The organism is Micromonospora sp. NPDC023966 (assembly GCF_040639095.1).
In the GTDB taxonomy this organism is placed as follows: Bacteria; Actinomycetota; Actinomycetes; order Mycobacteriales; family Micromonosporaceae; genus Micromonospora.
Genome location: NZ_JBEZZJ010000028.1, coordinates 29,592 through 51,819, shown reverse-complemented (window position 1 = coordinate 51,819; position 22,228 = coordinate 29,592). Strand labels below are relative to the sequence as shown.

The window sequence follows — 22,228 nt, the reverse complement described above, 5'->3', positions numbered from 1 at the left end:
TTCTAACGACCCTTCTGTCGGGCGAGGCGGTTGCTGGCGTCGAGGCACTGCTCGACGTACCGGTCGGCGGCCGGCCGGAGCCGGGCCGCGTGCCGGTCGAAGAAGCTGGCCGCGCTGCTGCCCGGCCAGCGCTCGGGGAGCAGTGCCGGCGGCAGTTGCGGGTCCCGGAACAGGAACGTACGCCACGCGTGCACGAGCCGGAACCGGGCCGCGTACGCCTCCTCGTCGCTGCTGCGCACCGTGACGCCCGTGAGCAACGGCTTCTGCTCGGCGACGAACCGCTCGTACGCACGGCCGATCTCGGCCAGGTCCCAGGCGCGGCGGACCACGCCCATGGCACCGGGGGTGCCCGCGGCGTGCGCCGCCGTGAACCGCTCGTAGCGCACCCCGGCCTCGGCGAGCAGGACGTCGACGTCCTCGCCCGGCCGGGTAGCGACCCAGGTGCAGTCGTCCAGCGTGCCGTAGCCGAGGAAGGTCAGGTTGGCGGCGAGCCGCTGCCGGTCCCGGCGGGACCCGGGCGCCTCCAGCACCAGCAGGTCGAACCGGCCGTCCCAGGCGTGCCGCCCGGTGCGGTAGATCCGGGCGCCCGCTTCGTCCAGCCGACGGGCCGCCTTTGGTGTGATCGAATATCCGGGCCCGGAGGCGAGCCGGAGGGGTTCGAGCCAGCCCTGGCGGACCATCCGGGAGACCGCGGTGCGGACCGCCGGTGGGGCGATCCCGAGCGGCGCCAGCAGCTTGACCAGGGCGGCGACCGGTGCGCGGCCACCCCTCGCCCGGAGATGGTCGCCGTACAGGTCGAAGAGTGCCGACCGTGCCTGCATGACCGCACATTGTGACAGGCCTATCCAAGATAAGCTAGATGCTGTTACATCAATGCTGCTTCGGTTTGGGTCCGGCGGTGTTCATCAGGGAAAATCGTTGGTCGACGCCCCCGCGACGGTTGCGGGTGGTCATGACGAAGTGGCTGTGGGGCAACCCACCGACCCTGGTGTAGGTCTGAGGGGAGACAACATGGCGGCGATGAAGCCGCGGACGGGCGACGGTCCGCTGGAGGTCACCAAGGAGGGCCGGGGCATCGTCATGCGGGTCCCGCTGGAGGGTGGTGGCCGGCTCGTCGTCGAGATGACTCCCGACGAGGCCACCGCGCTGGGTGACGCGCTGAAGGCGGCCGCCGGCTGATTCGAGGAAAGGTTCACGCGACGTCCGTCGTGCGAACGGTTCCTCCTGCCCTGAGCCACCGGCCCGGCCGGTGGCTCAGGGCCTTCATCGGTCGGTGAGCGGCAAAGTGTCCCGCTTCGAGCAGTTTCGGAGGTACGGTCCAGCGTGCTGGCCATTCGTCTGGTGAGCGGGCCCGCGCGGCCCGACACCCTCGTCCTGCCCATTCGTCCGGAAGGGCCGGACGCCCCGGCCGCGCTGGTCACCACTGCCGCCCCGCCCGGCGACGACGTCCGGGCCGAGGCGGTCGCGCTGCTGCCCGCCGCTCGGCTCACCGGCGCCGCCGGTGAGGTACGCGAGCACCTGCGCCCCGGCGGCAGCCCCGCCCGGATCTGGCTGCTCGGCGTCGGCGCGGGCGACGAGCACGACTGGCGGGTGGCCGGCGCGGCGCTGGCCCGGGCCGCCAAGGATGAGACGTACATCACGGTTTCGCTTCCGGAAGCCCCGGACGCACTGCGCGGCCTGGCCGAGGGGCTGCTGCTCGGCTCCTACCGCTACCGCCTGACCGAGGCCGGCGGCAGGCCCGCACTGGCCGAGGTGGACGTCGTGGTCGGCGACCCGGAGGCGCTCGCGCCGATCCTGGCCACCGCCCGGACCACGGCCGAGATGACCCGGCTGGCCCGGGACCTGACCAACACCCCCTCGTCCACCAAGAACCCGGAGTGGTTCGCCGCCCAGGTGGCCTCCGCCGCGTCCGGCCGCGCCGACCTGCACCTGCGGGTGCGCGGGCCGGAGGAGCTGGTCGCCGAGGGCTTCGGCGGCATCCTGGCCGTCGGCGGCGGCTCGGCCAGCGGCCCCCGCCTGGTCGAGCTGGACTGGCGGCCGGCCGGCGCGCGTACCCACGTGGTGCTGGTCGGCAAGGGGATCACCTTCGACAGCGGCGGCATCTCGATCAAGCCGGTGCCGGCCATGAAGCTGATGCGCAAGGACATGGCCGGGGCGGCCGCCGTGGTCGCCGCCACCCTGGGCGCCGCCGCGCTGGGCCTGCCGGTGCGGGTCACCACGCTGGCCCCGCTCGCCGAGAACATGGTCAGCGGCTCGGCGTTCCGCCCCGGCGACATCGTCCGGCACTACGGCGGGCTGACCAGCGAGAGCACCAACTCCGACGCGGAGGGCCGGCTGGTGCTCGCCGACGCCATGGCGTACGCCGTGCGGGAGCTGAAGCCCGACCTGCTGGTCGACCTGGCCACCCTGACCGGGGCGAACGCGGTGGCGCTGGGCAAGCGGCACGCCGCCCTCTACAGCGAGAACGACGGCCTCGCCGCCGACCTGCTGGGCGCGATCGCGGCGGCCGGCGAGCGGGCCTGGCGGATGCCGCTGGCCGACGACTACGTCGAGTACCTGGGCAGCGAGATCGCCGACCTGCACAGCTCCCCGAACCGGGGCGCCGGCTCGGTGGTGGCCGCGCTCTTCCTCCGCGAGTTCACCGGCGACCTGCGCGACCGCTGGGCGCACCTGGACATGTCCGCCCCCTCCTGGTCGGACGACGTGCACGGCGAACTGGTCAAGGGCGCCACCGGTTGGGGCGTCCGCGGGCTGCTGCGCTGGCTGGCCACGCTGGGCTGACCCGGGCGGTCAGCCCTTCACGGCGGCGAGCAGGCCGTGCCCGACGGGCAGCAGCGCCGGCACCCAGTGCTCCGACTCGCGGATCGCCTTGATGGTCTCCCGCACGGTGACCGTCTCCATGTCGCGGGCGGCCGGGTCGCCGATCCGGCCGCCGGCCAGGGCCCCGTTGAGCGCGAGCACGCCGCCGGGGCGCAGCAGCCGCAGCGCGGCGTCCACGCAGGCGGCGAAGCCGGTCGCCTCGGCGTCGACGAAGACCAGGTCGTAGGCGCCGTCCGCGAGCCGCGGCAGCACGTCCAGGGCCCGGCCGGTGATGATCCGGGTACGCCCCGACGCGAAGCCCGCCTCCTGGAACAGCCGCCGGGCGATGCGCTGGTGCTCGACCTCCACGTCGATGGTGGTGAGCACGCCGTCGGGGCGCATGCCGCGCAGCAGCCAGACGCCGCTGACTCCGGTGCCGGTGCCGATCTCCACCACCGCGCGCGCGTTCCCGGCGGCGGCGAGCAGGCGCAGCGCGGCTCCGGCGCCCGGCGTCACGGCGTCCACGCCCACCTCATGGGCGAGGGCGCGGGCCGTCCGCAGCACGAGATCCTCGGTGACGTACGACTCGGCGAACTGGAGCGCCTGGGCGGTCGAGTTGCCGGAGCCGGCGACCGTGGCGATGGGACACCTCCGGGCGGAGTGGTGCGAGGGGTCGGTTGGCACTGAGAGCCTAGAGGCGTGCCTCAACGGGCGCAGCCGCGAGTCGGCCCTCAGACGATCACGCGCGGCAACCCCTGACTCCACTCGGGGCATCCGTGCAATCCTGGACGGAGTCCCGTACGGCACGGTCGGCTCCGCCGGCCCCCCGGCGCGGGACCCTGGGGGACGGACTGGGAGGCACCGACGTGACCGACGGCTGGGACTGGCGCCAGCCCGGCGGGAGCCCGGCACCGGCGGGAGGGCCGGCGCCCGGGCAGCCGCCGCCGGGTGCCGGGGGCGGCGCGACCTCACCCTGGTGGTCCGACGCGCTCGCCGACCCCTGGCGCGACCCGTACGCGCCGGCCGCCGTGGTGGTCCCGGCCGCCCCGATCGCCGGCAGCGGCGAGCCGGAGCCGGTGACCGACCCGGACGCGCCGACCCGGCCGGGACTGCGCCAGGTGGTGCTGATCTCGCTGATCACCGCCGTGCTCGCCGGCTCGCTCGGCAGCGCCCTGACCTACGCGTTCCTGCGCGGCGGCGGGGGCGTGCCGACGCTCGGCGCGCAGGCCGGGCAGGCCCCGGCGCTGGCCCAGCGCAAGCCCGAGTCACTGGCCGGGGTCGCCGAGAAGGTGCTGCCCAGCGTGGTCACCGTCCGGGTGGCCAGCCTCGGCGGCACCAGCGAGGGCTCCGGCTTCGTGGTGAGCGCCGACGGGCACATCGTCACCAACGACCACGTGGTCGCCGACGGTCCCGGCAAGGCCACGGTGGTCTTCAACGACGGCAGCAGCGCGGCGGGCACTGTGGTCGGGCAGGACCCGGAGTCGGACATCGCGGTCATCAAGGTGACCCGCGCGGGGCTGAAGCCGGTGGAGTTCGGCGACTCCGACGCGCTCGCCGTTGGCGACCCGGTGCTCGCCATCGGCTCGCCGCTCTCCCTGGCCAACACGGTCACGGCCGGCATCGTCAGCGCCCTGGACCGCACCATGATGGCCGGCGAGCCGGGCGGACCGACCCGCTACTACGCGGCGATCCAGACCGACGCGGCGGTCAACCACGGCAACTCCGGCGGCCCGCTGGTCGACGGTGCCGGCCGGGTGGTCGGGGTGAACTCGACGATCAAGTCGCTGGTCGCGGACGGGCAGGAGGCCGGCAACATCGGGCTCGCCTTCGCCATCCCGATCAACCAGGCGAAGCGGGTCACCGAGGACATCATCGGCACCGGCAAGGCCCGGCGGACGGTGATCGGCGCCCAGGTGGGCGGCACCGGCGTGAGCGGCGGCGGCGTACGCCTCAACGGCGTCGAGCCGGCCGGGCCGGCCGCGGCGGCCGGGCTGCGTACCGGGGACGTGGTGCTCCGGCTGGACGGGCACCCGATGAACGACCCGACCGACCTGGTGGCGCTGGTCCGCAAGTACGCCCCGGGTTCGGTGGTCACGGTGGAGTACCGGCGCGGGTCGAATCGGCAGAACGCCTCGGTGACGCTCGCCGCAGACGCCAAGTGAGGACCCTCACCCCCTCCCGGTCGGCCACCTGACGTGCGTAGTCTTGCCCTGACACGGACGAGGAGACCGAGTGTTCGAGAACCTGAACTGGTGGGAGATCGGCGCCCTGCTGCTCCTGGCGCTGTTGATCTTCGGGGACCGGCTGCCCACGGTGATCAACGACGGCCTCCGGATGGTCCGCAACCTGCGCAACATGGCGCGGAACGCCACCGGTGACCTGAGCCGCGAGCTGGGCACGGACATCCAGCTGGAGGACCTGCACCCCAAGGCGTTCATCCGGAAGCACCTGCTCAGCGAGGAGGACGAGCAGGCCCTCCGGAAGCCGCTGCAGAGCATGTACGACGACCTGCGCTCGGACGTGACCGGCGTGCACGACCAGCTGAAGGACGTGGCAAAGGCGGCCGACGTGCGCTCCACCGGCACCCGCCCGGCCACCGCCACCGGCGGCGCCCCGGCCCCGGCTCCCCGCCCCTCCTACGACGACGCCACCTGACCCCGTAACTGAACCGACCCCCCTCGGCCGCGGGCCGAAGAGGGTCGGTGGCGAAGCTGTCCGGAAGGTCAGCGACCGGCAGGCTTGAGACCCAGGGGCTTGCCGAGCAGCGACTCGCGGCGCACCGCGAGTCGCTCGGCGACCTGGACCAGCGCCCGGGCGGCCGGGGCGTCCGGCTGGGCCAGCACGATCGGGTTGCCGGCGTCGCCGCCCTCGCGGACCCGGGTGTCCATCGGGATCTGCCCCAGCACCGGCACCTGCGCGCCGATGGTCCGGGTCAGCGACTCGGCGACCGCCTCGCCGCCGCCGGCCCCGAAGACCTCCATCCGGGAGCCGTCCGGCAGCTCCAGCCAGGACATGTTCTCGATCACGCCGACCACCCGCTGGTGGGTCTGCAGCGCGATGGCGCCGGCCCGCTCGGCCACCTCGGCGGCGGCCGCCTGCGGGGTGGTGACGACCAGGATCTCCGCGTTCGGCAGCAGCTGGGCCACCGAGATGGCGATGTCGCCGGTGCCCGGGGGCAGGTCCAGCAGGAGGACGTCCAGATCGCCCCAGTAGACGTCGGCGAGGAACTGCTGCAGCGCCCGGTGCAGCATCGGGCCGCGCCAGACGACGGCCGCGTTGCCCGGGGTGAACATGCCGATCGAGATGACCTTCACGCCGTGCGACTGCGGCGGCATGATCATGTCCTCGACCCGGGTGGGCGCGCCGTCGGCGCCGAGCATCCGGGGCACCGAGTGGCCGTAGATGTCGGCGTCCACCACGCCGACCGAGAGGCCGCGGGCGGCCAGCGCGGCGGCCAGGTTGACCGTGACGCTGGACTTGCCGACGCCGCCCTTGCCGCTGGCGACCGCGTAGACCCGGGTGCGGGAGCCGGGCTGGGCGAACGGGATGACCGGCTCGGCCGTGGCCCCGCCGCCGCGCAGCTTCGACTGGAGCTCCTGGCGCTGCTCGGGGCTCATCACGCCGAATTCGATCTCGACGCCGGTGACGCCGGGCACCGCCGCGACGGCGGTGGTGATGTCGGTACGCAGCTTGTCCTTCAGCGGGCAGCCGGCCACGGTGAGCAGCAGCTCGACCCGGACCACGCCGTCGTCGCCGATCACGGCGGAGCGGACCATGCCGAGCTCGGTGATCGGCCGACGGATCTCCGGGTCGTTGACGGTGGCCAGCGCGGCCTGGATCGCGTCGGAGACGGTGCTGACGGGTGCTGACATGCCCGCAATGCTACGTCGGTGCTCATCGGCGCCCGCCGGTGGCGGGGGGCCGGTGTGAGCGAATCGATGGCCGCCCGAGGGGTGGACGGGTCGTGCCGGGAAGTGGGACGATCGGGCCGAACGCCGCTCGCCTGGCCCCTTGAGGTGCGCGGCGTTCAATACGTTGCGGGCGGATTCAGCTCTCGAGCCGCCCGTCGTGGGCGAAGTCGCCGTCGAGGTCGTCGCGGGGCTCGTCGAGCGGCTCCCCGCCGGACTGCCGCCGGGCCTCCCGCCCGTGCTGGCGGCGCTCCAGCTTCCGCCGCCGCTCCGCCGCCTCGTCCAGCTCCTCGGCCAGCCGGGCCAGCTCGGAGCGGAGGAAGTCCCGGGTCGCCACCTCGCCCATCGCGATGCGCAGCGCGGCGATCTCCCGGGCCAGGTATTCCGTGTCGGCCTTCTGCATGGTGGCCCGCCGCCGGTCCTCCTCCAGCGCGATCCGGTCCCGGTCGGCCTGCCGGTTCTGCGCGAGCAGGATCAGCGGGGCCGCGTACGAGGCCTGGAGGGAGAGCACCAGCGTCAGGAAGGTGAAGGTGTACGGGTCGAAGCGCAGGTTCGCCGGGGCCAGGGTGTTCCAGGCGAACCAGGCCGCGATCACCAGCGTCATGTAGACGATGAAGTTCGCGGTGCCCATCCCGCGGGCGATCCCCTCGGACCAGCGGCCGAAGGTCTCCGCGTCGATCCGGGGCAGCCGGAGGCCCCGGGGCGCGCGTGGCTGGTCCAGCCGCTCGGCTCGTCGCTGGTCAGCCATTGCCGCCGTCCAGGGGCCCGTCGTCGGTGGCGGGCCCGGTCGACATGGCGTCCCGGTCCCGCCAGTCGCGCGGCAGCGAGTGGTCCAGCACGTCGTCCACGGTCACCGCGCCGACCAGCCGCATGCCCCGGTCCACCACCGGCATGGCGACCAGGTCGTAGGTGGCCATCCGGCGGGTGATCTCGGGCAGCGGGGTGGTCGGCCGCAGTGGGTCTATGTCGTTCACGACGACCCCGCCGAGCAGGTCGGCCGGGGGCTCGCGGAGCAGCGCCTGGAAGTGGACAATGCCCAGGTAGCGCCCGGTCGGCGTGGTGAGCGGGGCGCGGGTCACGAAGACCTGCGCGGCCACGGCGGGGGAGAGCTGCGGCTCGCGGATCCGGGCCAGCGCCTCGGCGACCGTGGCGTCCGGCGGCAGGATCACCGGCTCCGAGGTCATCACGCTGCCGGCGGTGCCGGAGGCGTAGCGCAGCAACTGGCGGACCGGGGTGGCCTCGTCCGGCTCCATCAGGTCGAGCAGCACGTCCTGCTCGGGCGGGGGCAGTTCGTTGAGCAGGTCGGCGGCGTCGTCCGGGTCCATCTCCTCCAGCACGTCCGCGGCGCGTTCCCGGTCCAGCGCGGCCAGGATCTCCACCTGGTCGTGCTCGGGCAGTTCGCCGAGCACGTCGGCGAGGCGCTCGTCGTCCAGGGCGGCGGCCACCTCGTTGCGCCGGGCGTCGGGCAGGTCCTGGAGGGCGTTGGCCAGGTCGGCGGGGCGCATGTCCTCCAGCACGGCGAGCAGGTTGGCCGTACCCCGGTTGTCGCTGAGGCTGCCGAGGCCGCGCACCCGGTCCCACTCCACCTGGTGCAGGTGGCCGCGGCGGGCGAGCCGGCCGGTCTGCTCGCGGACGGCGACCCGGGTGAGCGCCCACTCGCCGCCGCGGCTGCTCTCCATCGCCACGTCGACCACCGAGCCGGCCTGCCCGGTGTCCAGCTGGACCCGCCGGTCCAGCAGCTCCTGGAGCACCAGCAGCTCGTTCGGGCGCTTCTCGAACCGGCGCAGGTTGAGGGTGCCGCTGCCGAGCACCACGGCGTCCGGGTCGATGGAGGTGATCCGGTTGATGGAGAGGAAGATGCGCCGCCGCATCGGCATCTCGGCGACCAGCCCCACCACCTCGGGCGGGCGCTGGGTCGGCCGCATCCGCGCGACGGCGTCGCGGATCCGACCCACCTGGTCGCCGTTCGGGTCGAAGACGGCGACTCCGGCGAGTCGAGCGATGTAGACCCGGTTCGGCGTGCTCACGGGCACCAGCCTAAGGGCCTAGTGTTTATCAACATGTCGACCTTGGCCTACGAGATCGTGGACGTCTTCACCGACCGCCCGTTCGCCGGCAACCCGCTGGCCGTGGTGTTCGGCGCGGAAGGGCTCGCCACCGAGCAGATGCAGGCGCTCGCGCTGGAGTTCAATTTGTCGGAGACGGTGTTCGTGCTGCCGCCGACGCAGGTCGGCGCGACCTACCGGGCACGCATCTTCACCCCGGCCGAGGAACTGCCGTTCGCCGGGCATCCCAGTGTGGGCGCCGCGGTGACCGCGAGCCGGCGCGGCATGTTCGATGTGGGCAGGGTCACCCAGGAGTGCGGCGCCGGGGTGCTGCCGATCGAGGTCACCCCCACCGGCGCGACCCTCACCGGGGGCACCCCCACCCTCGGGCCCGAGCTCGACCCGGAGCCGCTGCTGGAGATGGCCGGCCTCAGCGCCGCCGACCACGCCGGCCCGGCGCCCCGGGTTGCCGGCTGTGGCCTGGAGTTCCCCTACCTTCCGGTACGTCCCGACGCGGTGGCCCGGGCCAAGGTGAACGCGGCGGCGGCGGAGCGGTACGGCGTGGAGCACGTCAGCGTCTTCTCCTGGGACGCCTACTCGCAAACCGCGCACGCCCGCGTCTTCGTGCCGGGCCTCGGCGTGCCGGAGGACCCGGCGACCGGCTCGGCCGCCCTGGGCCTCGGTGTCTGGCTGGTGGCCAGCGGCCTGCTGCCCGGGGAGGGCCGCTCCGAGTACGCGGTCCGCCAGGGCATCGAGATCAACCGGCCGTCCGCGCTGGCCTGCACGGTGACCGCGGCCGGCGGGGTGGCGGTGGGCGCCACGGTCGCCGGCCACGTGATGCCGGTGGCCCGGGGTGAGATCGCCGTCCCGCCCTTCGTCGGCTGAGCGCCCGGCGGGCCGGCCGCCGGGTTTGATCGACTCCAGCTCGGCGAGCGGGAGTGGGAGGATGCCGGAGTGAGCGACGAGGTGGACGAGCGGTTGACCCCGCCCCTGGTGGACGAAGCGGTGAAGAAGGCCGCGGTCGCCTGGGTGTCGGTGGCCGGCGGGCCGGCGTACGCGTTGTGGTGCCTGCCGCTCGACGGCGTGCTGCTGGTGGTGACCGGCCCGGGCGAGCAGTCCGCCCCCGGGCTGGCCGACGCGGACGCGGCCGAGGTGACCCTGCGCGGCGACCACGGCGGCCGGATCGTCACCTGGCCGGCCCGGGTCACCCGGCTCCGGCCGGGCACCGAGGAGTGGGAGACCGCGGCGCCGCTGGTCGCCGCGAAGCGGCTGAACGCCTCCGGCCCCACCGCCGACCTGGTGGCCCGCTGGGCGTCCGAGGGCTGTGCGGTGAACCGGCTGAGCCCGGCGGGCAGCGCGGTCGCCGGCGCCGACCTGCCGGCCGACGCGCTGGCCGAGCAGCCGCGGGAGACCCCGGTGGTCCGCGCCACCCGCAAGCCGTTCCGGCTGCACAAGGTCCGCCGCCGCTGAGCCGGCGCGCCCGCGCCAGTCAGCCGGTCAGCCGACGGCGACCACGTCGAGCAGGTCGAGCACCTCGGTGAGCGAGGTCAGCACCCGGCCGTCCCAGCCGTGGTCGGCGTTGAACACCATGTGACCGGCCAGGTCCGGTGCGGCCAGCCGGACGGCGGTCATGCCGGCCCGCTCGGCGCCGGTGAGCTCCTGGCTGCCGCCGTCGCCGACGTAGAGGCAGTCGGCCGGCGTGAGGTGGAGCCGGTGGCAGGCGGCCAGGTAGAGCGCCGAATCGGGCTTGCAGCGCCCGACCTGCACCGAGAAGATCCGCACGTCGAGCAGCGGCGCGACCGCGAGCTGGGGCAGGAACGCCGGCAGCTCGTGCGTGCAGTCGCTGATCAGACCGGTGCGGACGCCCTGCCCGCGCAGCGCCGCGAGCACCGGCACCGCCTCGGCCCGCAGCCGGGTGTCGGCGCGCACCGCCCGGTGCCGGGAGGCGACGGCGGCGCGTACCGCCTCGTCGGACGGGTGCACGCCGGCCTGCCCACAGACCCAGCGCAGGGTCGCCTCGGCGTTGCCGAACCGCCCGCTGGCGCGCTGGTAGTAGCTGCGGTCGAGCACCTCGATCAGGGTGTCGGCCGAGCAGCCGAGCAGCTCGGCGATGGTCCGGTGGGCGGACCCGCGCTGGACGCAGCGGGTCAGCGTGCCGAAGAAGTCGAACAACACCGCCTGGTATCTGGGCAAGGGGAAACGCCTCCGGACGTCGAGGGGGGATCGCCGGGACGCGCATGATCGTAACGGAGTGCTGACGGTAAGTGGTGTCGGAAGGCGTGTGATTATTGCTCCCCGTGCCCCACCCTCCGCACCGCCCGTCGCTCGACGCGCTGACCGTCGGCGCGCTCGCGCTGGCCGTAACGGCCGTCTCGTCCTCCGCGCCGCTGGTCGCGTTCGCCGCCGCGCCGGCGCTCGCCATCGCCTTCTGGCGCAACGTGCTCTCGCTGGCCGTGCTCGGCCCGGTCTCGCTGACCCGGCGGCGGGCGGAGTTCCGGGCGCTGACCGTCGGCGCGGGCCGGCGGGAGGGGCTGTACTGCGTACTCTCCGGGGTGGCGCTGGCCGCCCACTTCGCCACCTGGATGCCGAGCGCGCAGCTCACGTCGGTGGCCGCGGCCACCGCGCTGGGCGCCACGCAGCCGGTCTGGCAGGGGCTGATCGCCCGCTGGCAGGGGCGACGGCTGCCCGCGGCGGTCTGGGCCGGCATCGCGGTCGCCGTGCTCGGCGCGGTGCTGGCCACCGGCGCCGACTTCAGCGCCTCCGGTCGGGCCTTCGCCGGTGACCTGCTGGCCGTCGCGGGCGGCATGTTCGCGGCGGTCTACACCGCCTTCGGCGAGCGGGCCCGGGCCAGCATCAGCACCACCGGCTACACCACCATCTGCTACGGCGTCTGCGCGGCGATCCTGCTGGTGGTCTGCCTCGTCGGCGGGGTACGCCTGCACGGCTACGACGGCGGCACCTGGCTGGCCATCCTCGGCCTGGTGGCCGGCGCCCAGCTGCTCGGCCACTCGATGTTCAACTACGCCCTGCACCGGGTCTCCGCCACGACGGTCAGCGTGCTGATCCTGCTGGAGGCGCCCGGGGCGGCGCTGATCGCCTGGGTCTGGCTGGGCCAGCTGCCCCGCCCGCTCGCCCTGCCCGGGCTGGCCCTGCTGCTGGCCGGCGTCGCCGTCGTCATCCTCGGCGGTGCCCGCGCCGGCCGCCGCACCGAGCCGGTCGCGGTGCCCGCCGACCCCGCCCCGCTGGCCGACTGAGCCGATCCACCGCGCATTCGCCAGAAAGTGCTTCCCGGGGCGCCGGTTTCGGTGAAAGTGCGGAGGGTGGGGGCGGAAGGGGATCGCGACGACGCGGCCGACCGGGGGACGATCGTCACCCCGTCGGCGGAGTTCCCGCCGCTCGGCCCCGAGGAACGAACTGCCCTAAGCCGGATCGGCGAGCGCTGGCGGGAGCCGCGCGGCCCGGACGAGCTGCCCGTCGACCCGACCCTCGGGCGCAATGGGCGGCCCCCGCGGCCGACCCGGTTCGGCCGGCTCGTGCCGATCGAGATGTTCACCGTCGAGGAGCCGGACGAACTGGTCGCCACCGAGCCGGCCCACGTGCCCGGCTCGCGGACCGGGCGGCTGCTCACCCGGGCCCGCCGGACGCTGTTCGGCCCGCCGATCTCCAGCGCCTCCGTGCTCTACGAGCGGATGCGCAAGCTGGTCGCCCTGCCCATCCTCTCCTCCGACCTGCTCAGCTCGGTGGCGTACGGGCCGGAGGCGATGCTGGGCGTGCTGGTGCTGGCCGGCAGCACCGCGCTCGGGCTCTCCCTGCCGCTGGCCGCCCTGCTGGTGGTGCTGATGGTCGCGGTCGGGCTGTCCTACCGGCAGACCATCCCGGCGTACCCGCACGGGGCCGGTTCGTACATCGTGGCCGGCGACAACCTGGGACGCACCCCGGGGCTGGCGGCGGCCGCCGGGCTGATGCTCGACTACGTGCTGACCGTGTCGGTGTCGGTGGCGGCCGGGGTGCACGCGGTCACCTCGGCGCTGCCCGGGCTGGACCCGGTCACTGTGCCGCTCGGAGTGCTGGTTATCGCCGTGCTGCTCGCCGGCAACCTGCGCGGCGTGCGCACCGCCGGAAACCTCTTCGTGCTCCCCACGTACGCCTTCGTGGTCGCGGTCCTCGCGCTGCTGGTGGTCGGCTACGCACGGGCGGCGGGCCGGGGTTTCGCGCCGGTGCCGCCGCCGGCGGTGCCGGCCGCCGAGGGGCTGGGCCTGCTGCTGGTGCTGCGTGCGTTCGCCTCCGGCGCGGTGTCGATGACCGGCATCGAGGCGGTCTCGAACGCGGTGCCCGCCTTCCGGCCCACCGAGTGGCGCAACGCCCGCACCACGCTGGGCTGGATGGTCGCCATGCTGGTCGCGCTCTTCGCTGGCCTGGTCGGGCTGATCCACCTGGACGGCCTGGTCCCGCGGCCGGGCGAGACGGTGCTTTCCCAGCTCGGCCGGGTGACCTTCCCGACCGGCCCCGGCTACGCGGTCCTCCAGGCCACCACCGCGCTGATCCTGCTGCTGGCGGCGAACACCGCGTTCAACGACTTCCCCCGGCTGCTCTTCTTCATGGCCCGGGACGGCCATGCGCCCCGCCGGTTCCTGCACATGGGCGACCGGCTGGCGTTCAGCAACGGCCTGGTCGCGCTCTCGCTCGCCGCCGCGGTCATTTTCGTCGCGTTCGGCGGGCACACCGAAAAACTGATCCCGCTCTACGCCGTGGGCGTCTTCCTCGCCTTCACCCTGTCCCAGACCGGCATGGTGGTGCACTGGCGGCGCCGCCGGGGCCCGGGCTGGCGCCGCAGGCTGGTGCTCAACGCGGTCGGCGCCACCCTCTCCGGGCTGGTGCTGCTGACCGCCGCGGTCGCCAAGTTCACCGAGGGCGCGTGGCTGGTCGTGGTCGCGGTGCCGCTGCTGGTGCTGCTCTTCCGGCGGATCCACCGCCACTACGCCCGGCTGCACCACGCCCTGGCGCTGCGCCCGCCCGCGCCGCCCGCGCCGCCCGGACCCGCCAGGTCCGCCGAGGGCGAGGAACTGCCCCAGGAGGTACGCCACCTGGTCGTCGTGCCGGTGGCCCGGCTGAACCGGGCGTCGCTGCGGGCCCTGGCGTACGCGGCGTCGCTGGGCCAGCCGACGCTGGCCGTGCACATCGCGCCGGAGGAGGCGGAGGCGGACCGGTTCCGCGAGCAGTGGCGGGCCTGGGGCGACCACCTGCGGCTGGAGACCATCGTGTCGCCGTACCGGGCGGTGATCGGGCCGCTCGCGCACTATCTGGAGGCGCTGCGCACCACCCGGCCTGAGCTGACCCTGACCGTGATCGTGCCGGAGGTGGTGCTCCGCCGCCGCTGGCACCGCCCGCTGCACAGCCGCGCCGAGCAGCGGCTCCGCGCCGCTCTGCGGGCACTGCCCGGCGTGGTGGTCACCAGCGTCCCGGTCCACCTCGCCGAGTGAGCGTCAGACGTCGTGGACGTCGAGGACCTGGGTGGTGGGGGCGGCGTCGCCCAGCGCGGCGCGCAGTGCCACCCGTTCCGGGTCGACCAGGAACGCGTCGTAGCCGGCCCGCGCGGCGAACCGGATCAGGTGCACCTCGGTCCGGCCGTCCCCGGTGCGCAGCCGCCGCTCCAGCCGCCCGCCGTGCCGCCCGAGCAGCGCGAGCACCGCGTCCTCGTACCGCCGGCCGGCCTCCGGGTCGTTGCTCAGGTCGACCAGGGCGGCCACCCGGAGCACCCCGGCCGGGTCGTCGACGAGCGGCTTCCAGAACTGGTGGTCGACGTGGCCGCCCGGGATGCCGTCCCGGATGCCCGTGTCGGTGTAGCCGTGCCGGCGGTAGAAGTCGGGCGCCTGGAAGGAGAACGAGGCCACCGAGATCTCGGTGCAGCCGCGCCGCCGGGCCTCCTCCTCGGCGGCCCGCAGCAGCCGGCCGCCCCAGCCGTCGCGGCGGCGGTCCGCCCGCACCCAGACGGTGTTGATCCCGGCCCGGTCGCCCCAGGTCCACCCGGTCAGCCCGGCCACCAGCTCGCCGTCGGGGTCGACCACGCGCACCGTCAGGTCGGCCTCGTCGGTGGCGCCGGTGGCGGCGTTGTTGAAGGCGGTCAGCTCCCGGTCGATCCGGGCGGCCAGGTCGGCGTCCGCGCCCCCGACGCGCAGGGTCGCTCCCGCGTGCTCGGTCATGCGGCGGAGTATGGCAGCGGTCGGCCCGGCCGGTCGCCCGGGATTCGGCTCAGGCGTCGATCCCGACGGCCTTGGCGCTGGCGCTCCAGAGCCGGGCGGCGAGGGCCGGGTGGGCCGCCTTGGGCAGCGGCCGGCGGAGCCGCCGGTCGGCGTAGTAGCCGCCGTGGACCAGCCGGGACGGGTCCTGGTTGGCCAGCCAGACCAGGGTCTCCGCGCCCCGCTCGGGGCTGCGGAACGGCAGCAGCCGCATGCCGACGGCGACCAGACGGCTCTCGTTGCCGAACCGGGTCCGCACCACGCCGGGGTGGAACGAGTACGCCGGCACCTCCGGCCAGCGCCGGGCCGCCTCGGCGGTGAACAGGATGTTCGCCTGCTTGCTGGTGCCGTACGCGCGCATCGGCCGGTAGCGGCGCAGCGTGGCGTTGAGGTCGTCCGGGTCGAGCACCCCGCTGCGGTGCGCACCCGAGGCGGTCACCACCATCCGGCCGATCCGATCCCGCAACAGGTTGGTGAGCAGGAACGGCGCGAGATGGTTGGCCTGCATGCTCAGCTCGAAGCCGTCGACCGTGGTGACCGGCTGGAGCACGATCGCCCCGGCGTTGTTGGCCAGCACGTCGATCCGGTCGTACGTGGCGCGCAGCCGCTCGGCGAGGCCGCGAACGTCGTCCAGCACGGCGAAGTCGGCGCGGAACAGCTCGGGCTGGTCGCCGCAGCACTCGCGGACCCGTTCCCCGGCGGCCCGCAGCCGGGCCGGGTCCCGGCCGACCAGTACCACCCGGTCGCCGCGGCGCGCCAGGTCGACCGCGGCGGCCAGGCCGATGCCCGAGCTGGCGCCGGTCACCACCACGGTCCGACGCTCAGTGAGATCTTCCACAGGTCCATTCACCCCGGTCACGGCACGAGGTTACCGTGGCGTCACAACGCCCTTTGGGATCGTTAAGTTCTCGTCTTTCACCTGGTGGCGTCGGCGTGCCCGCCGGACGCTGGAAGGAGCGCATCCATGGCCGCAGTCGGTCGCCCCCGCCGGTCCTGCCTCGCGGTACCCGGCTCCAGCGTCAAGATGCTCGGCAAGGCCCAGGGCCTCCCCGCCGACCAGGTCTTCCTTGACCTGGAGGACGCGGTCGCGCCGCTGGCCAAGCCGGACGCCCGGAAGAACATCGTGGCCGCGCTGAACGAGGGCGACTGGGCCGGCAAGACCCGGGTGGTCCGGGTGAACGACCTGACCACGCCGTGGACCTACCGCGACGTCATCGAGGTTGTCGAGGGCGCGGGGGCCAACCTGGACTGCATCATGCTGCCGAAGGTGCAGAACGCCGAGCAGGTGCACTGGCTGGACCTGCTGCTCACCCAGATCGAGAAGACCCTCGGCCTGGAGGTCGGCCGGATCGGCATCGAGGCGCAGATCGAGAACGCCGCCGGCCTGGTCAACGTCGATGCGATCGCGGCCGCCTCGCCCCGGGTCGAGACGATCATCTTCGGCCCGGCCGACTTCATGGCCTCGATCAACATGAAGTCGCTGGTGGTCGGCGCGCTCATCCCGGACTACCCGGGGGACCCCTACCACTACATCCTGATGCGGATCCTGATGGCCGCCCGGATGCACGACAAGCAGGCCATCGACGGCCCGTTCCTGCAGATCCGGGACACCGACGCGTTCCGCGAGGTGGCGAAGCGCTCGGCGGCGCTGGGCTTCGACGGCAAGTGGGTGCTGCACCCGGGCCAGATCGACGCGGCCAACGAGGTCTACTCGCCGGCCCAGGCCGACTACGACCACGCCGAGCTGATCCTCGACGCGTACGACTGGTACACGTCCGAGGCGGGCGGGAAGCTCGGCGCCGTGATGCTCGGCGACGAGATGATCGACGAGGCGTCCCGCAAGATGGCGCTGGTGATCGCGGCCAAGGGCCGGGCCGCCGGGATGAGCCGTACCTCGTCGTTCACCCCGCCGTCGGAGTGATGCCGGGCCGCTGACCGCGACGCGCCGCCCCGGCCGACCGGGGCGGCCCGTCCGCGTCAGTAGCTGCTGGAGCTGTCCGAGTTGACGGCGATCACGATCATCACGATGTAGAAGATGATCAGCAGCACCAGCAGGGCGGTGAGGATCCAGCCGACGATGATGGCCGCCTTGGCCATCCCCTCGCCCTGCTCGCCGGTCTCCCGGATCTGCTTCCGGGCGACGTGGCCCATGATCGCGCCGATCGGGGCGGTGATGCAGGAGGTGAAGCCGACCAGCGAGAGCACCAGCGCCACGATGGCCAGGGTGTTCGTCTTGCTGGACGGCGGCGCGTACGCGGGGTAGCCCGGCGGCGGGTAGCCGGCCGCCGCGTACGGGTCGCCGGGCGGCGGGTAGCCGGGGGCGGCGTACGGGTTGCCGGCTGGCGGGTAGCCGGGGGCGGCGTACGGGTTGCCGGCCGGCGGGTAGCCGGGGGCGGCGTACGGGTCGCCGGACTTCATGCCGGCGTACGGGTCGGCGGGCGCGTACGGGTCCGCCGAGGTCGGCTGGGCCGGGATGGGGTTGCCGGCCATCGGCAACGTCGGGTCGGCCGGCGGGCTCGACTGCGACCCGGCCGCCGATGGGTCGTGCCAACCACCGGGCGGTGGGGGATAGCTCATTCGATCATCTCCATGGACGTGGTGCGGTCAGGGTAGCCACCGGCGGGCAAGTCGCAGGACCCCCTTTCCGGGTGCCGCGTTGCCCGGATCGTCCACAGCGGGCAGGATCGCGGCATGGCACTTGACGCGCGCGGTGGTCGGTCACGACGGGACGTCAGCCGGCCCGGGCTGGTGCGACGGCCCCGCGCCGGCGGCCCGGCCGGGTCCGCCGACCAGGACCAGCCGGCACCGCTCGAAGAGCCGACCACCATGCGCCTGGACGGCCGGGTCGCCCTGGTCACCGGCGCGGGCAGTCCGGACGGCATCGGATACGCGACCGCGCGCCGCCTGGCCGACCTGGGCGCCCGGGTGGCGATCGTCTCCACCACCCGGCGGATCCACGACCGGGCCGGCGAGCTGGGCGTCACCGGCTTTGTCGCCGACCTCACCGACGAGTCCGAGGTGGGCGCGCTCGCCGACGCGGTGGCCGAGCAGCTCGGCGATGTCGAGGTGCTGGTCAACAACGCCGGCCTGGCAAGCCGGGCCAGCCCGGAGGTGCTCCGGCCGGTGGCCCAGCTGACCTACGACGAGTGGCGCGGCGAGATCGACCGGAACCTGACCACCGCGTTCCTGTGCAGCCGTGCGTTCATCAGCGGGATGGCCGAGCGGGGCTGGGGGCGGATCGTCAACCTGGCGGCCACCGCCGGGCCGGTCAACGCGCTGCCCACCGAGGCCGGATACGCGGCGGCGAAGGCCGGCGTGGTCGGGCTGACCCGCGCGCTGGCCATGGAGATGATCGCCGACGGGGTGACCGTGAACGCGGTGGCGCCGGGCATCATCCACACCGCGGCGTCCACGATGGTCGAGATCAAGCAGGGTCTCGGCACCCCGGTCGGCCGCCCCGGCACACCGGACGAGGTGGCGGCGGCCATCGCCTTCCTCTGCTCGCCGGCCGCGTCCTACATCACCGGGCAGATGCTGGTGGTCGACGGCGGGAACAGCGTCCGGGAGGCGGAGTTCCGCTGACGGTCAGTAGTTGCCGCCGTTGTCCGAGTCGGCCCAGATGGCCAGGCCGATCCAGCCGCAGCAGACCAGCAGGCCGATCGCGGTGAAGACGTAGCTGAGGATCAGCCCCCAGGTGGCGAGCTGGTCGCCCTCCTCGCCGGTCCGCCGGATCTGCCGCTTGGCCAGGTGGCCGCAGACGATGCCGGCCGGGGCGAAGACGAACGCGAAGACCAGCGACAGGATGGCGAGCACGTTCGGCCCGCCGCCGCGCGGCTGCGGACCCGGGCCGGGCGGCCCGTACTGGCCGTACGGGGGCTGCGGGGCGTAGGGCGGCTGGGCGGCCCCGGGCGGCTGGTGCCCCCAGTGCGGCTGCTGCGGCTCCCCGTACGGCTGGCCGTAGGCCGGCGGCTCGTACGGCGACGGCGGCTGATCCGGCTCACCGGGTGGTTGGCTCACGCCCTCCTCGCCCCCTCGCTGCAGGTCGACGGCCCTCTCCCTTGCGGACGCTACCCGCAGCGGTGAACCTTTTCACAGCGGTTGTGTGGACTGGTCACCTTGGCTCCGCCGGTCCCGGGGCCGATACTGACCGAGCGTTCAGTTACCCATGAGTAATGCGCCGATCCCCCGGAGGCTGAGATGGCCCGACTCGCCCAGACGCCCGGCCTGACCGACGTGCAGCGGTCGATCCTGGAAACCGTCCGGGAGTTCGCCGACAAGGAAATCATTCCGCACGCCCAGCGGCTGGAGCACGCCGACGAGTACCCCACCGACATCCTCGACGGGATGCGCGAGATGGGGCTGTTCGGCCTCACCATCGACGAGGAGTACGGCGGTCTCGGCGAGTCCCTGCTGACCTACGCCCTCGTGGTGGAGGAGCTGTCCCGGGGCTGGATGTCGATCTCCGGCATCGTCAACACCCACTTCATCGTGGCGTACCTGATCTCCCAGCACGGCTCGGCCGACCAGAAGGCGCGGCTGCTGCCCCGGATGGCCACCGGGGAGGTGCGCGGCGCCTTCTCGATGTCGGAGCCCGAGTGCGGCTCCGACGTCTCGGCGATCAAGTCGAAGGCGGTCCGCGACGGCGACAACTACGTGCTCAACGGCCAGAAGATGTGGCTGACCAACGGCGCCTACTCCTCGGTGGTCGCCACCCTGGTCAAGACCGACACCGGAGCCGACTCGGTCTACGGCAACATGAGCACCTTCCTGCTGGAGAAGGAGCCCGGCTTCGGCGAGACCGCGCCCGGCCTGACCATTCCCGGCAAGATCGACAAGATGGGCTACAAGGGCGTCGAGACCACCGAAATGGTGCTCGACGGCGTCACCGTGCCCGCCTCGGCCGTGCTCGGCGGCGAGGAGAAGGTCGGTCGCGGCTTCTACCAGATGATGGACGGCATCGAGGTCGGCCGGGTCAACGTGGCCGCCCGCGCCTGCGGCATCTCCATCCGCGCCTTCGAACTGGCCGTCGCGTACGCCCAGCAGCGCCGCACCTTCGGCCAGCCCCTCGCCAAGCACCAGGCCGTCGCGTTCAAGCTCGCCGAGATGGGTACGAAGATCGAGGCCGCCCACGCCCTCATGGTCAACGCGGCGCGGCTCAAGGACGCCGGCCAGCGCAACGACGTCGAGGCCGGGATGGCCAAGCTGCTCGCCTCCGAATACTGCGCCGAGGTCGTCCAGGAGGCGTTCCGCATCCACGGCGGCTACGGCTACTCCAAGGAGTACGAGATCGAGCGGCTGATGCGGGAGGCCCCGTTCCTGCTCATCGGCGAGGGCACCTCGGAGATCCAGAAGACCATCATCTCCCGGGGCCTGCTCAAGGAGTACAAGCTCTGACGGCCGTTCGCCCCGCCGGACGCTCCGGCGGGGCGGCACCTCAGCCGTCGGCCCGGGACGCTCCGGCCGGTACGTGCCGGCGGGCCCGGGTCACCAGGGCCTTCGGGTCGTCGGCGTACAGCCGGATCTCCCGCACCGGCTCGCTCGGCCCCTTCGGCAGGCGCACCGACAGCGGCTCCCGCAGCACGACGTCCACCGCGGTCTGGCTGCCGACGCCGAGGTTCAGCACCGCCGGGTCCTCGGGGTCGTACTGCACGGCCCGGCTGGACGGCAGCGACCGGTAGTGGGCCTCCACCCGGGTGACGGCGCTCCACGGGATCAGCACGTCGAGCGAGACGCCGTTGCGGATCCGCAGGCCGGTGTCGTCGACGACGTGCGGGTGGATCCGGAGGCTGGCGAGCAGCCCGACCATCCACAGCACGCCCCAGACGCCGAGCCCGATGGCCACCTGCCGGACCGTCGGCCAGTCGACGGTGTGCCGGAGGATCAGGTCGAGGACCGGGATCTCGATCGTCGACAGCGCGATGAACACGCCGAGGATCGGCTGCACCACGCCGGCGTAGCCGAACGTCTCCGCGCCCGGCGCCATCCGGTAGGGCCGCCGCAGGAGCCACCGGGCCAGGCTGCGCCACATGCCCCACTCGTACGCCACCGCACGGCGCGCGAGCCTCACCACGTCGATCTTCCCCATCCCCGCCCACCCTCCTTTGCATTGCAGTTGCAACGTAAACGCTCGGCAGGGCTATGTCAATGCAGTCGTATTGTGAAAGCATGGGGGGATGCCGAAGCGGGTCGATCACCGGGAGCGCCGGGCGCTCATCGCGGACGCGCTCATGCGGGTCGCGGCCGAGCAGGGACTGGAGGCGGTCAGCCTCCGGCACGTGGCCGCCGCGGCCGGGGTCAGCTCCGGGATGGTGCAGCACTACTTCCGCACCCGGGACGAGATGATGACCTTCGCGCTCGCCGTGGTCCGGGAACGCAACGAGGCCCGGGTGACCCGGGCGGTCGCGGCGCTCGGCGCGACGCCGACGCCGCGCGCGCTGCTGCGGACCATGCTGGCCGAGTTGCTGCCGCTGGACGAGGAGCGCCGCGCCGACGGCCGCGTGGCGCTGGCGTTCCTGGCCTACACCGCCGTACGCCCGGCCGTCGCCGCCGCGCTGCACGACGAGACGGCCGCCCTGCTGGGCTTCATCGCCGGCCTGATTCGTGCCGGGCAACCGGCCGGGGCAGAGGGCCGGGTGGACGCGGAACGGGCCGCGGTCGGGTTGCTGGCGGTGATGGAGGGGCTCGGCATCTACCTGCTCGGCGGGCACTACCCGCCGGAGACCGCGCTGGCCGCCCTCGACACCCAGCTCGACCTGCTTCTCGGCCCCGAACAGGCTGCCTGACCCGCTCCCGAGGTCAGCCCCGGCGGCTCAGGCCTCCGGCGGCCCGCTCGATGATGAGGCAGCGGTCCTCGACGTAGTCGATTCCCGCCTCCTCGGCGATCCGCCGCGCCTCGGCCGAGACGATCCCGAGCTGCAACCAGACCGCCGGCGCGCCGATCGCCACCGCCTCCCGGACCACCTCGACGGCGTCCCGGGCCGGACGGAACACGTCGACCAGGTCGACCGGGTGCGGAATGTCCGCCAGCGACGGGTACGCCTTTTCGCCGAACAGCTCGTCCACGGTCGGGTTCACCGGGATGATCCGCCAGCCGTGCCGCTGCATCTCCAGCGGCACGCGGTGCGCGGCCTTGCCCGGGTCCCGGGACGCACCCACGACGGCGATCACGGCGGAGTCGGCGAGGATCTGCTGGGCGGAACGCATTCCCCGAGACTAGCCCGGCTGGCCTCCGGCGACCGGG

Annotated in this window: 24 protein-coding genes; 12 read left to right on the top strand and 12 right to left on the bottom strand. The window is 73.7% G+C overall.

The window, feature by feature from the left end:
- Positions 1-2 precede the first annotated feature (2 nt).
- A complete protein-coding gene (locus AB0F68_RS26890) occupies positions 3-821 on the bottom strand; it encodes a PaaX family transcriptional regulator C-terminal domain-containing protein (protein WP_357343159.1) in 819 nt (272 codons plus the stop codon).
- A gap of 190 nt (positions 822-1,011) precedes the next feature.
- Here AB0F68_RS26890 and AB0F68_RS26885 point away from each other — a divergent pair, with 190 nt between their 5' ends.
- Positions 1,012-1,179: a DUF3117 domain-containing protein gene (locus AB0F68_RS26885; RefSeq protein ID WP_013283866.1), complete on the top strand. Its 168-nt coding sequence runs from the start codon at positions 1,012-1,014 to the stop codon at positions 1,177-1,179.
- A 144-nt stretch (positions 1,180-1,323) separates the two neighbouring features.
- The gene (locus AB0F68_RS26880; protein WP_357343157.1) at positions 1,324-2,781 is read left to right on the top strand and encodes a leucyl aminopeptidase family protein; all 1,458 of its coding nucleotides are present in this window, start codon (positions 1,324-1,326) and stop codon (positions 2,779-2,781) included.
- Positions 2,782-2,790: 9 nt separating this feature from the next.
- On the opposite strand, the gene AB0F68_RS26875 is transcribed toward AB0F68_RS26880, so the two are convergent.
- Positions 2,791-3,441 (bottom strand): O-methyltransferase, encoded by a 651-nt coding sequence (locus tag AB0F68_RS26875; RefSeq protein ID WP_357343218.1) that lies wholly within the window; start codon positions 3,439-3,441, stop codon positions 2,791-2,793.
- 209 nt (positions 3,442-3,650) lie between these two features.
- Here AB0F68_RS26875 and AB0F68_RS26870 point away from each other — a divergent pair, with 209 nt between their 5' ends.
- Both AB0F68_RS26870 and AB0F68_RS26865 read left to right on the top strand, forming a co-directional pair.
- Positions 3,651-4,961, top strand: coding sequence for a trypsin-like peptidase domain-containing protein (locus AB0F68_RS26870; protein WP_357343216.1), 1,311 nt, complete (start codon positions 3,651-3,653; stop codon positions 4,959-4,961).
- A 70-nt stretch (positions 4,962-5,031) separates the two neighbouring features.
- Positions 5,032-5,454, top strand: coding sequence for a preprotein translocase subunit TatB (locus AB0F68_RS26865; RefSeq protein WP_357343155.1), 423 nt, complete (start codon positions 5,032-5,034; stop codon positions 5,452-5,454).
- Between the two features lie 68 nt (positions 5,455-5,522).
- Here the strand turns inward: AB0F68_RS26865 and AB0F68_RS26860 are convergent, their stop codons facing one another.
- From AB0F68_RS26860 to AB0F68_RS26850, 3 genes are all read right to left on the bottom strand, one after another.
- Positions 5,523-6,671: an Mrp/NBP35 family ATP-binding protein gene (locus AB0F68_RS26860; protein WP_357343153.1), complete on the bottom strand. Its 1,149-nt coding sequence runs from the start codon at positions 6,669-6,671 to the stop codon at positions 5,523-5,525.
- A gap of 175 nt (positions 6,672-6,846) precedes the next feature.
- Positions 6,847-7,455 carry a DUF1003 domain-containing protein gene (locus AB0F68_RS26855; RefSeq protein ID WP_357343151.1) on the bottom strand — a complete coding sequence of 203 codons (609 nt, stop codon included), beginning with the start codon at positions 7,453-7,455 and terminating at the stop codon, positions 6,847-6,849.
- Positions 7,448-8,734, bottom strand: a complete 1,287-nt coding sequence (locus tag AB0F68_RS26850) for a CBS domain-containing protein (RefSeq protein ID WP_357343149.1) — start codon at positions 8,732-8,734, stop codon at positions 7,448-7,450. The genes AB0F68_RS26855 and AB0F68_RS26850 overlap by 8 nt, the downstream gene beginning before the upstream one ends.
- A 33-nt stretch (positions 8,735-8,767) precedes the next feature.
- On the opposite strand from AB0F68_RS26850, the gene AB0F68_RS26845 reads away from it, so the two are divergent.
- Positions 8,768-9,637, top strand: coding sequence for a PhzF family phenazine biosynthesis protein (locus AB0F68_RS26845; RefSeq protein ID WP_357343147.1), 870 nt, complete (start codon positions 8,768-8,770; stop codon positions 9,635-9,637).
- Positions 9,638-9,706: 69 nt separating this feature from the next.
- Positions 9,707-10,222, top strand: a complete 516-nt coding sequence (locus AB0F68_RS26840) for a hypothetical protein (protein WP_357343145.1) — start codon at positions 9,707-9,709, stop codon at positions 10,220-10,222.
- Between the two features lie 27 nt (positions 10,223-10,249).
- On the opposite strand, the gene AB0F68_RS26835 is transcribed toward AB0F68_RS26840, so the two are convergent.
- Complete coding sequence (locus AB0F68_RS26835; protein WP_357343143.1) at positions 10,250-10,945, bottom strand: HAD family hydrolase; 696 nt, start codon at positions 10,943-10,945, stop codon at positions 10,250-10,252.
- A 104-nt stretch (positions 10,946-11,049) separates the two neighbouring features.
- Here AB0F68_RS26835 and AB0F68_RS26830 point away from each other — a divergent pair, with 104 nt between their 5' ends.
- Positions 11,050-12,006 (top strand): DMT family transporter, encoded by a 957-nt coding sequence (locus AB0F68_RS26830; protein WP_357343141.1) that lies wholly within the window; start codon positions 11,050-11,052, stop codon positions 12,004-12,006.
- Positions 12,007-12,072: 66 nt separating this feature from the next.
- A complete protein-coding gene (locus tag AB0F68_RS26825; RefSeq protein ID WP_357343139.1) occupies positions 12,073-14,232 on the top strand; it encodes an APC family permease in 2,160 nt (719 codons plus the stop codon).
- 3 nt (positions 14,233-14,235) lie between these two features.
- On the opposite strand, the gene AB0F68_RS26820 is transcribed toward AB0F68_RS26825, so the two are convergent.
- Together AB0F68_RS26820 and AB0F68_RS26815 are read right to left on the bottom strand one after the other, a co-directional pair.
- A complete protein-coding gene (locus AB0F68_RS26820) occupies positions 14,236-14,952 on the bottom strand; it encodes a GNAT family N-acetyltransferase (protein WP_357343137.1) in 717 nt (238 codons plus the stop codon).
- A gap of 49 nt (positions 14,953-15,001) precedes the next feature.
- On the bottom strand, positions 15,002-15,826 hold the full coding sequence (locus tag AB0F68_RS26815) for an SDR family NAD(P)-dependent oxidoreductase (RefSeq protein WP_357343135.1): 825 nt from the start codon (positions 15,824-15,826) through the stop codon (positions 15,002-15,004).
- Between the two features lie 126 nt (positions 15,827-15,952).
- Here AB0F68_RS26815 and AB0F68_RS26810 point away from each other — a divergent pair, with 126 nt between their 5' ends.
- Positions 15,953-16,909, top strand: a complete 957-nt coding sequence (locus AB0F68_RS26810; RefSeq protein WP_357343133.1) for a CoA ester lyase — start codon at positions 15,953-15,955, stop codon at positions 16,907-16,909.
- 56 nt (positions 16,910-16,965) lie between these two features.
- Here the strand turns inward: AB0F68_RS26810 and AB0F68_RS26805 are convergent, their stop codons facing one another.
- On the bottom strand, positions 16,966-17,565 hold the full coding sequence (locus AB0F68_RS26805; RefSeq protein WP_357343132.1) for a DUF4190 domain-containing protein: 600 nt from the start codon (positions 17,563-17,565) through the stop codon (positions 16,966-16,968).
- Positions 17,566-17,679: 114 nt separating this feature from the next.
- Between AB0F68_RS26805 and AB0F68_RS26800 the strand changes: the two genes are divergently transcribed.
- Positions 17,680-18,570, top strand: coding sequence for an SDR family NAD(P)-dependent oxidoreductase (locus AB0F68_RS26800; RefSeq protein ID WP_357343130.1), 891 nt, complete (start codon positions 17,680-17,682; stop codon positions 18,568-18,570).
- Between the two features lie 3 nt (positions 18,571-18,573).
- Here AB0F68_RS26800 and AB0F68_RS26795 read toward each other — a convergent pair whose 3' ends face one another.
- Positions 18,574-19,005 carry a DUF4190 domain-containing protein gene (locus tag AB0F68_RS26795; protein ID WP_357343128.1) on the bottom strand — a complete coding sequence of 144 codons (432 nt, stop codon included), beginning with the start codon at positions 19,003-19,005 and terminating at the stop codon, positions 18,574-18,576.
- A gap of 180 nt (positions 19,006-19,185) precedes the next feature.
- Here AB0F68_RS26795 and AB0F68_RS26790 point away from each other — a divergent pair, with 180 nt between their 5' ends.
- A complete protein-coding gene (locus AB0F68_RS26790; RefSeq protein ID WP_154229816.1) occupies positions 19,186-20,382 on the top strand; it encodes an acyl-CoA dehydrogenase family protein in 1,197 nt (398 codons plus the stop codon).
- 40 nt (positions 20,383-20,422) lie between these two features.
- Here the strand turns inward: AB0F68_RS26790 and AB0F68_RS26785 are convergent, their stop codons facing one another.
- On the bottom strand, positions 20,423-21,073 hold the full coding sequence (locus AB0F68_RS26785) for a hypothetical protein (RefSeq protein ID WP_357343126.1): 651 nt from the start codon (positions 21,071-21,073) through the stop codon (positions 20,423-20,425).
- Positions 21,074-21,161: 88 nt separating this feature from the next.
- Between AB0F68_RS26785 and AB0F68_RS26780 the strand changes: the two genes are divergently transcribed.
- Positions 21,162-21,770: a TetR family transcriptional regulator C-terminal domain-containing protein gene (locus AB0F68_RS26780; RefSeq protein WP_357343124.1), complete on the top strand. Its 609-nt coding sequence runs from the start codon at positions 21,162-21,164 to the stop codon at positions 21,768-21,770.
- A 13-nt stretch (positions 21,771-21,783) separates the two neighbouring features.
- On the opposite strand, the gene AB0F68_RS26775 is transcribed toward AB0F68_RS26780, so the two are convergent.
- Positions 21,784-22,191 carry a CoA-binding protein gene (locus tag AB0F68_RS26775; protein WP_357343122.1) on the bottom strand — a complete coding sequence of 136 codons (408 nt, stop codon included), beginning with the start codon at positions 22,189-22,191 and terminating at the stop codon, positions 21,784-21,786.
- Between the last annotated feature and the right edge of the window lie 37 nt (positions 22,192-22,228).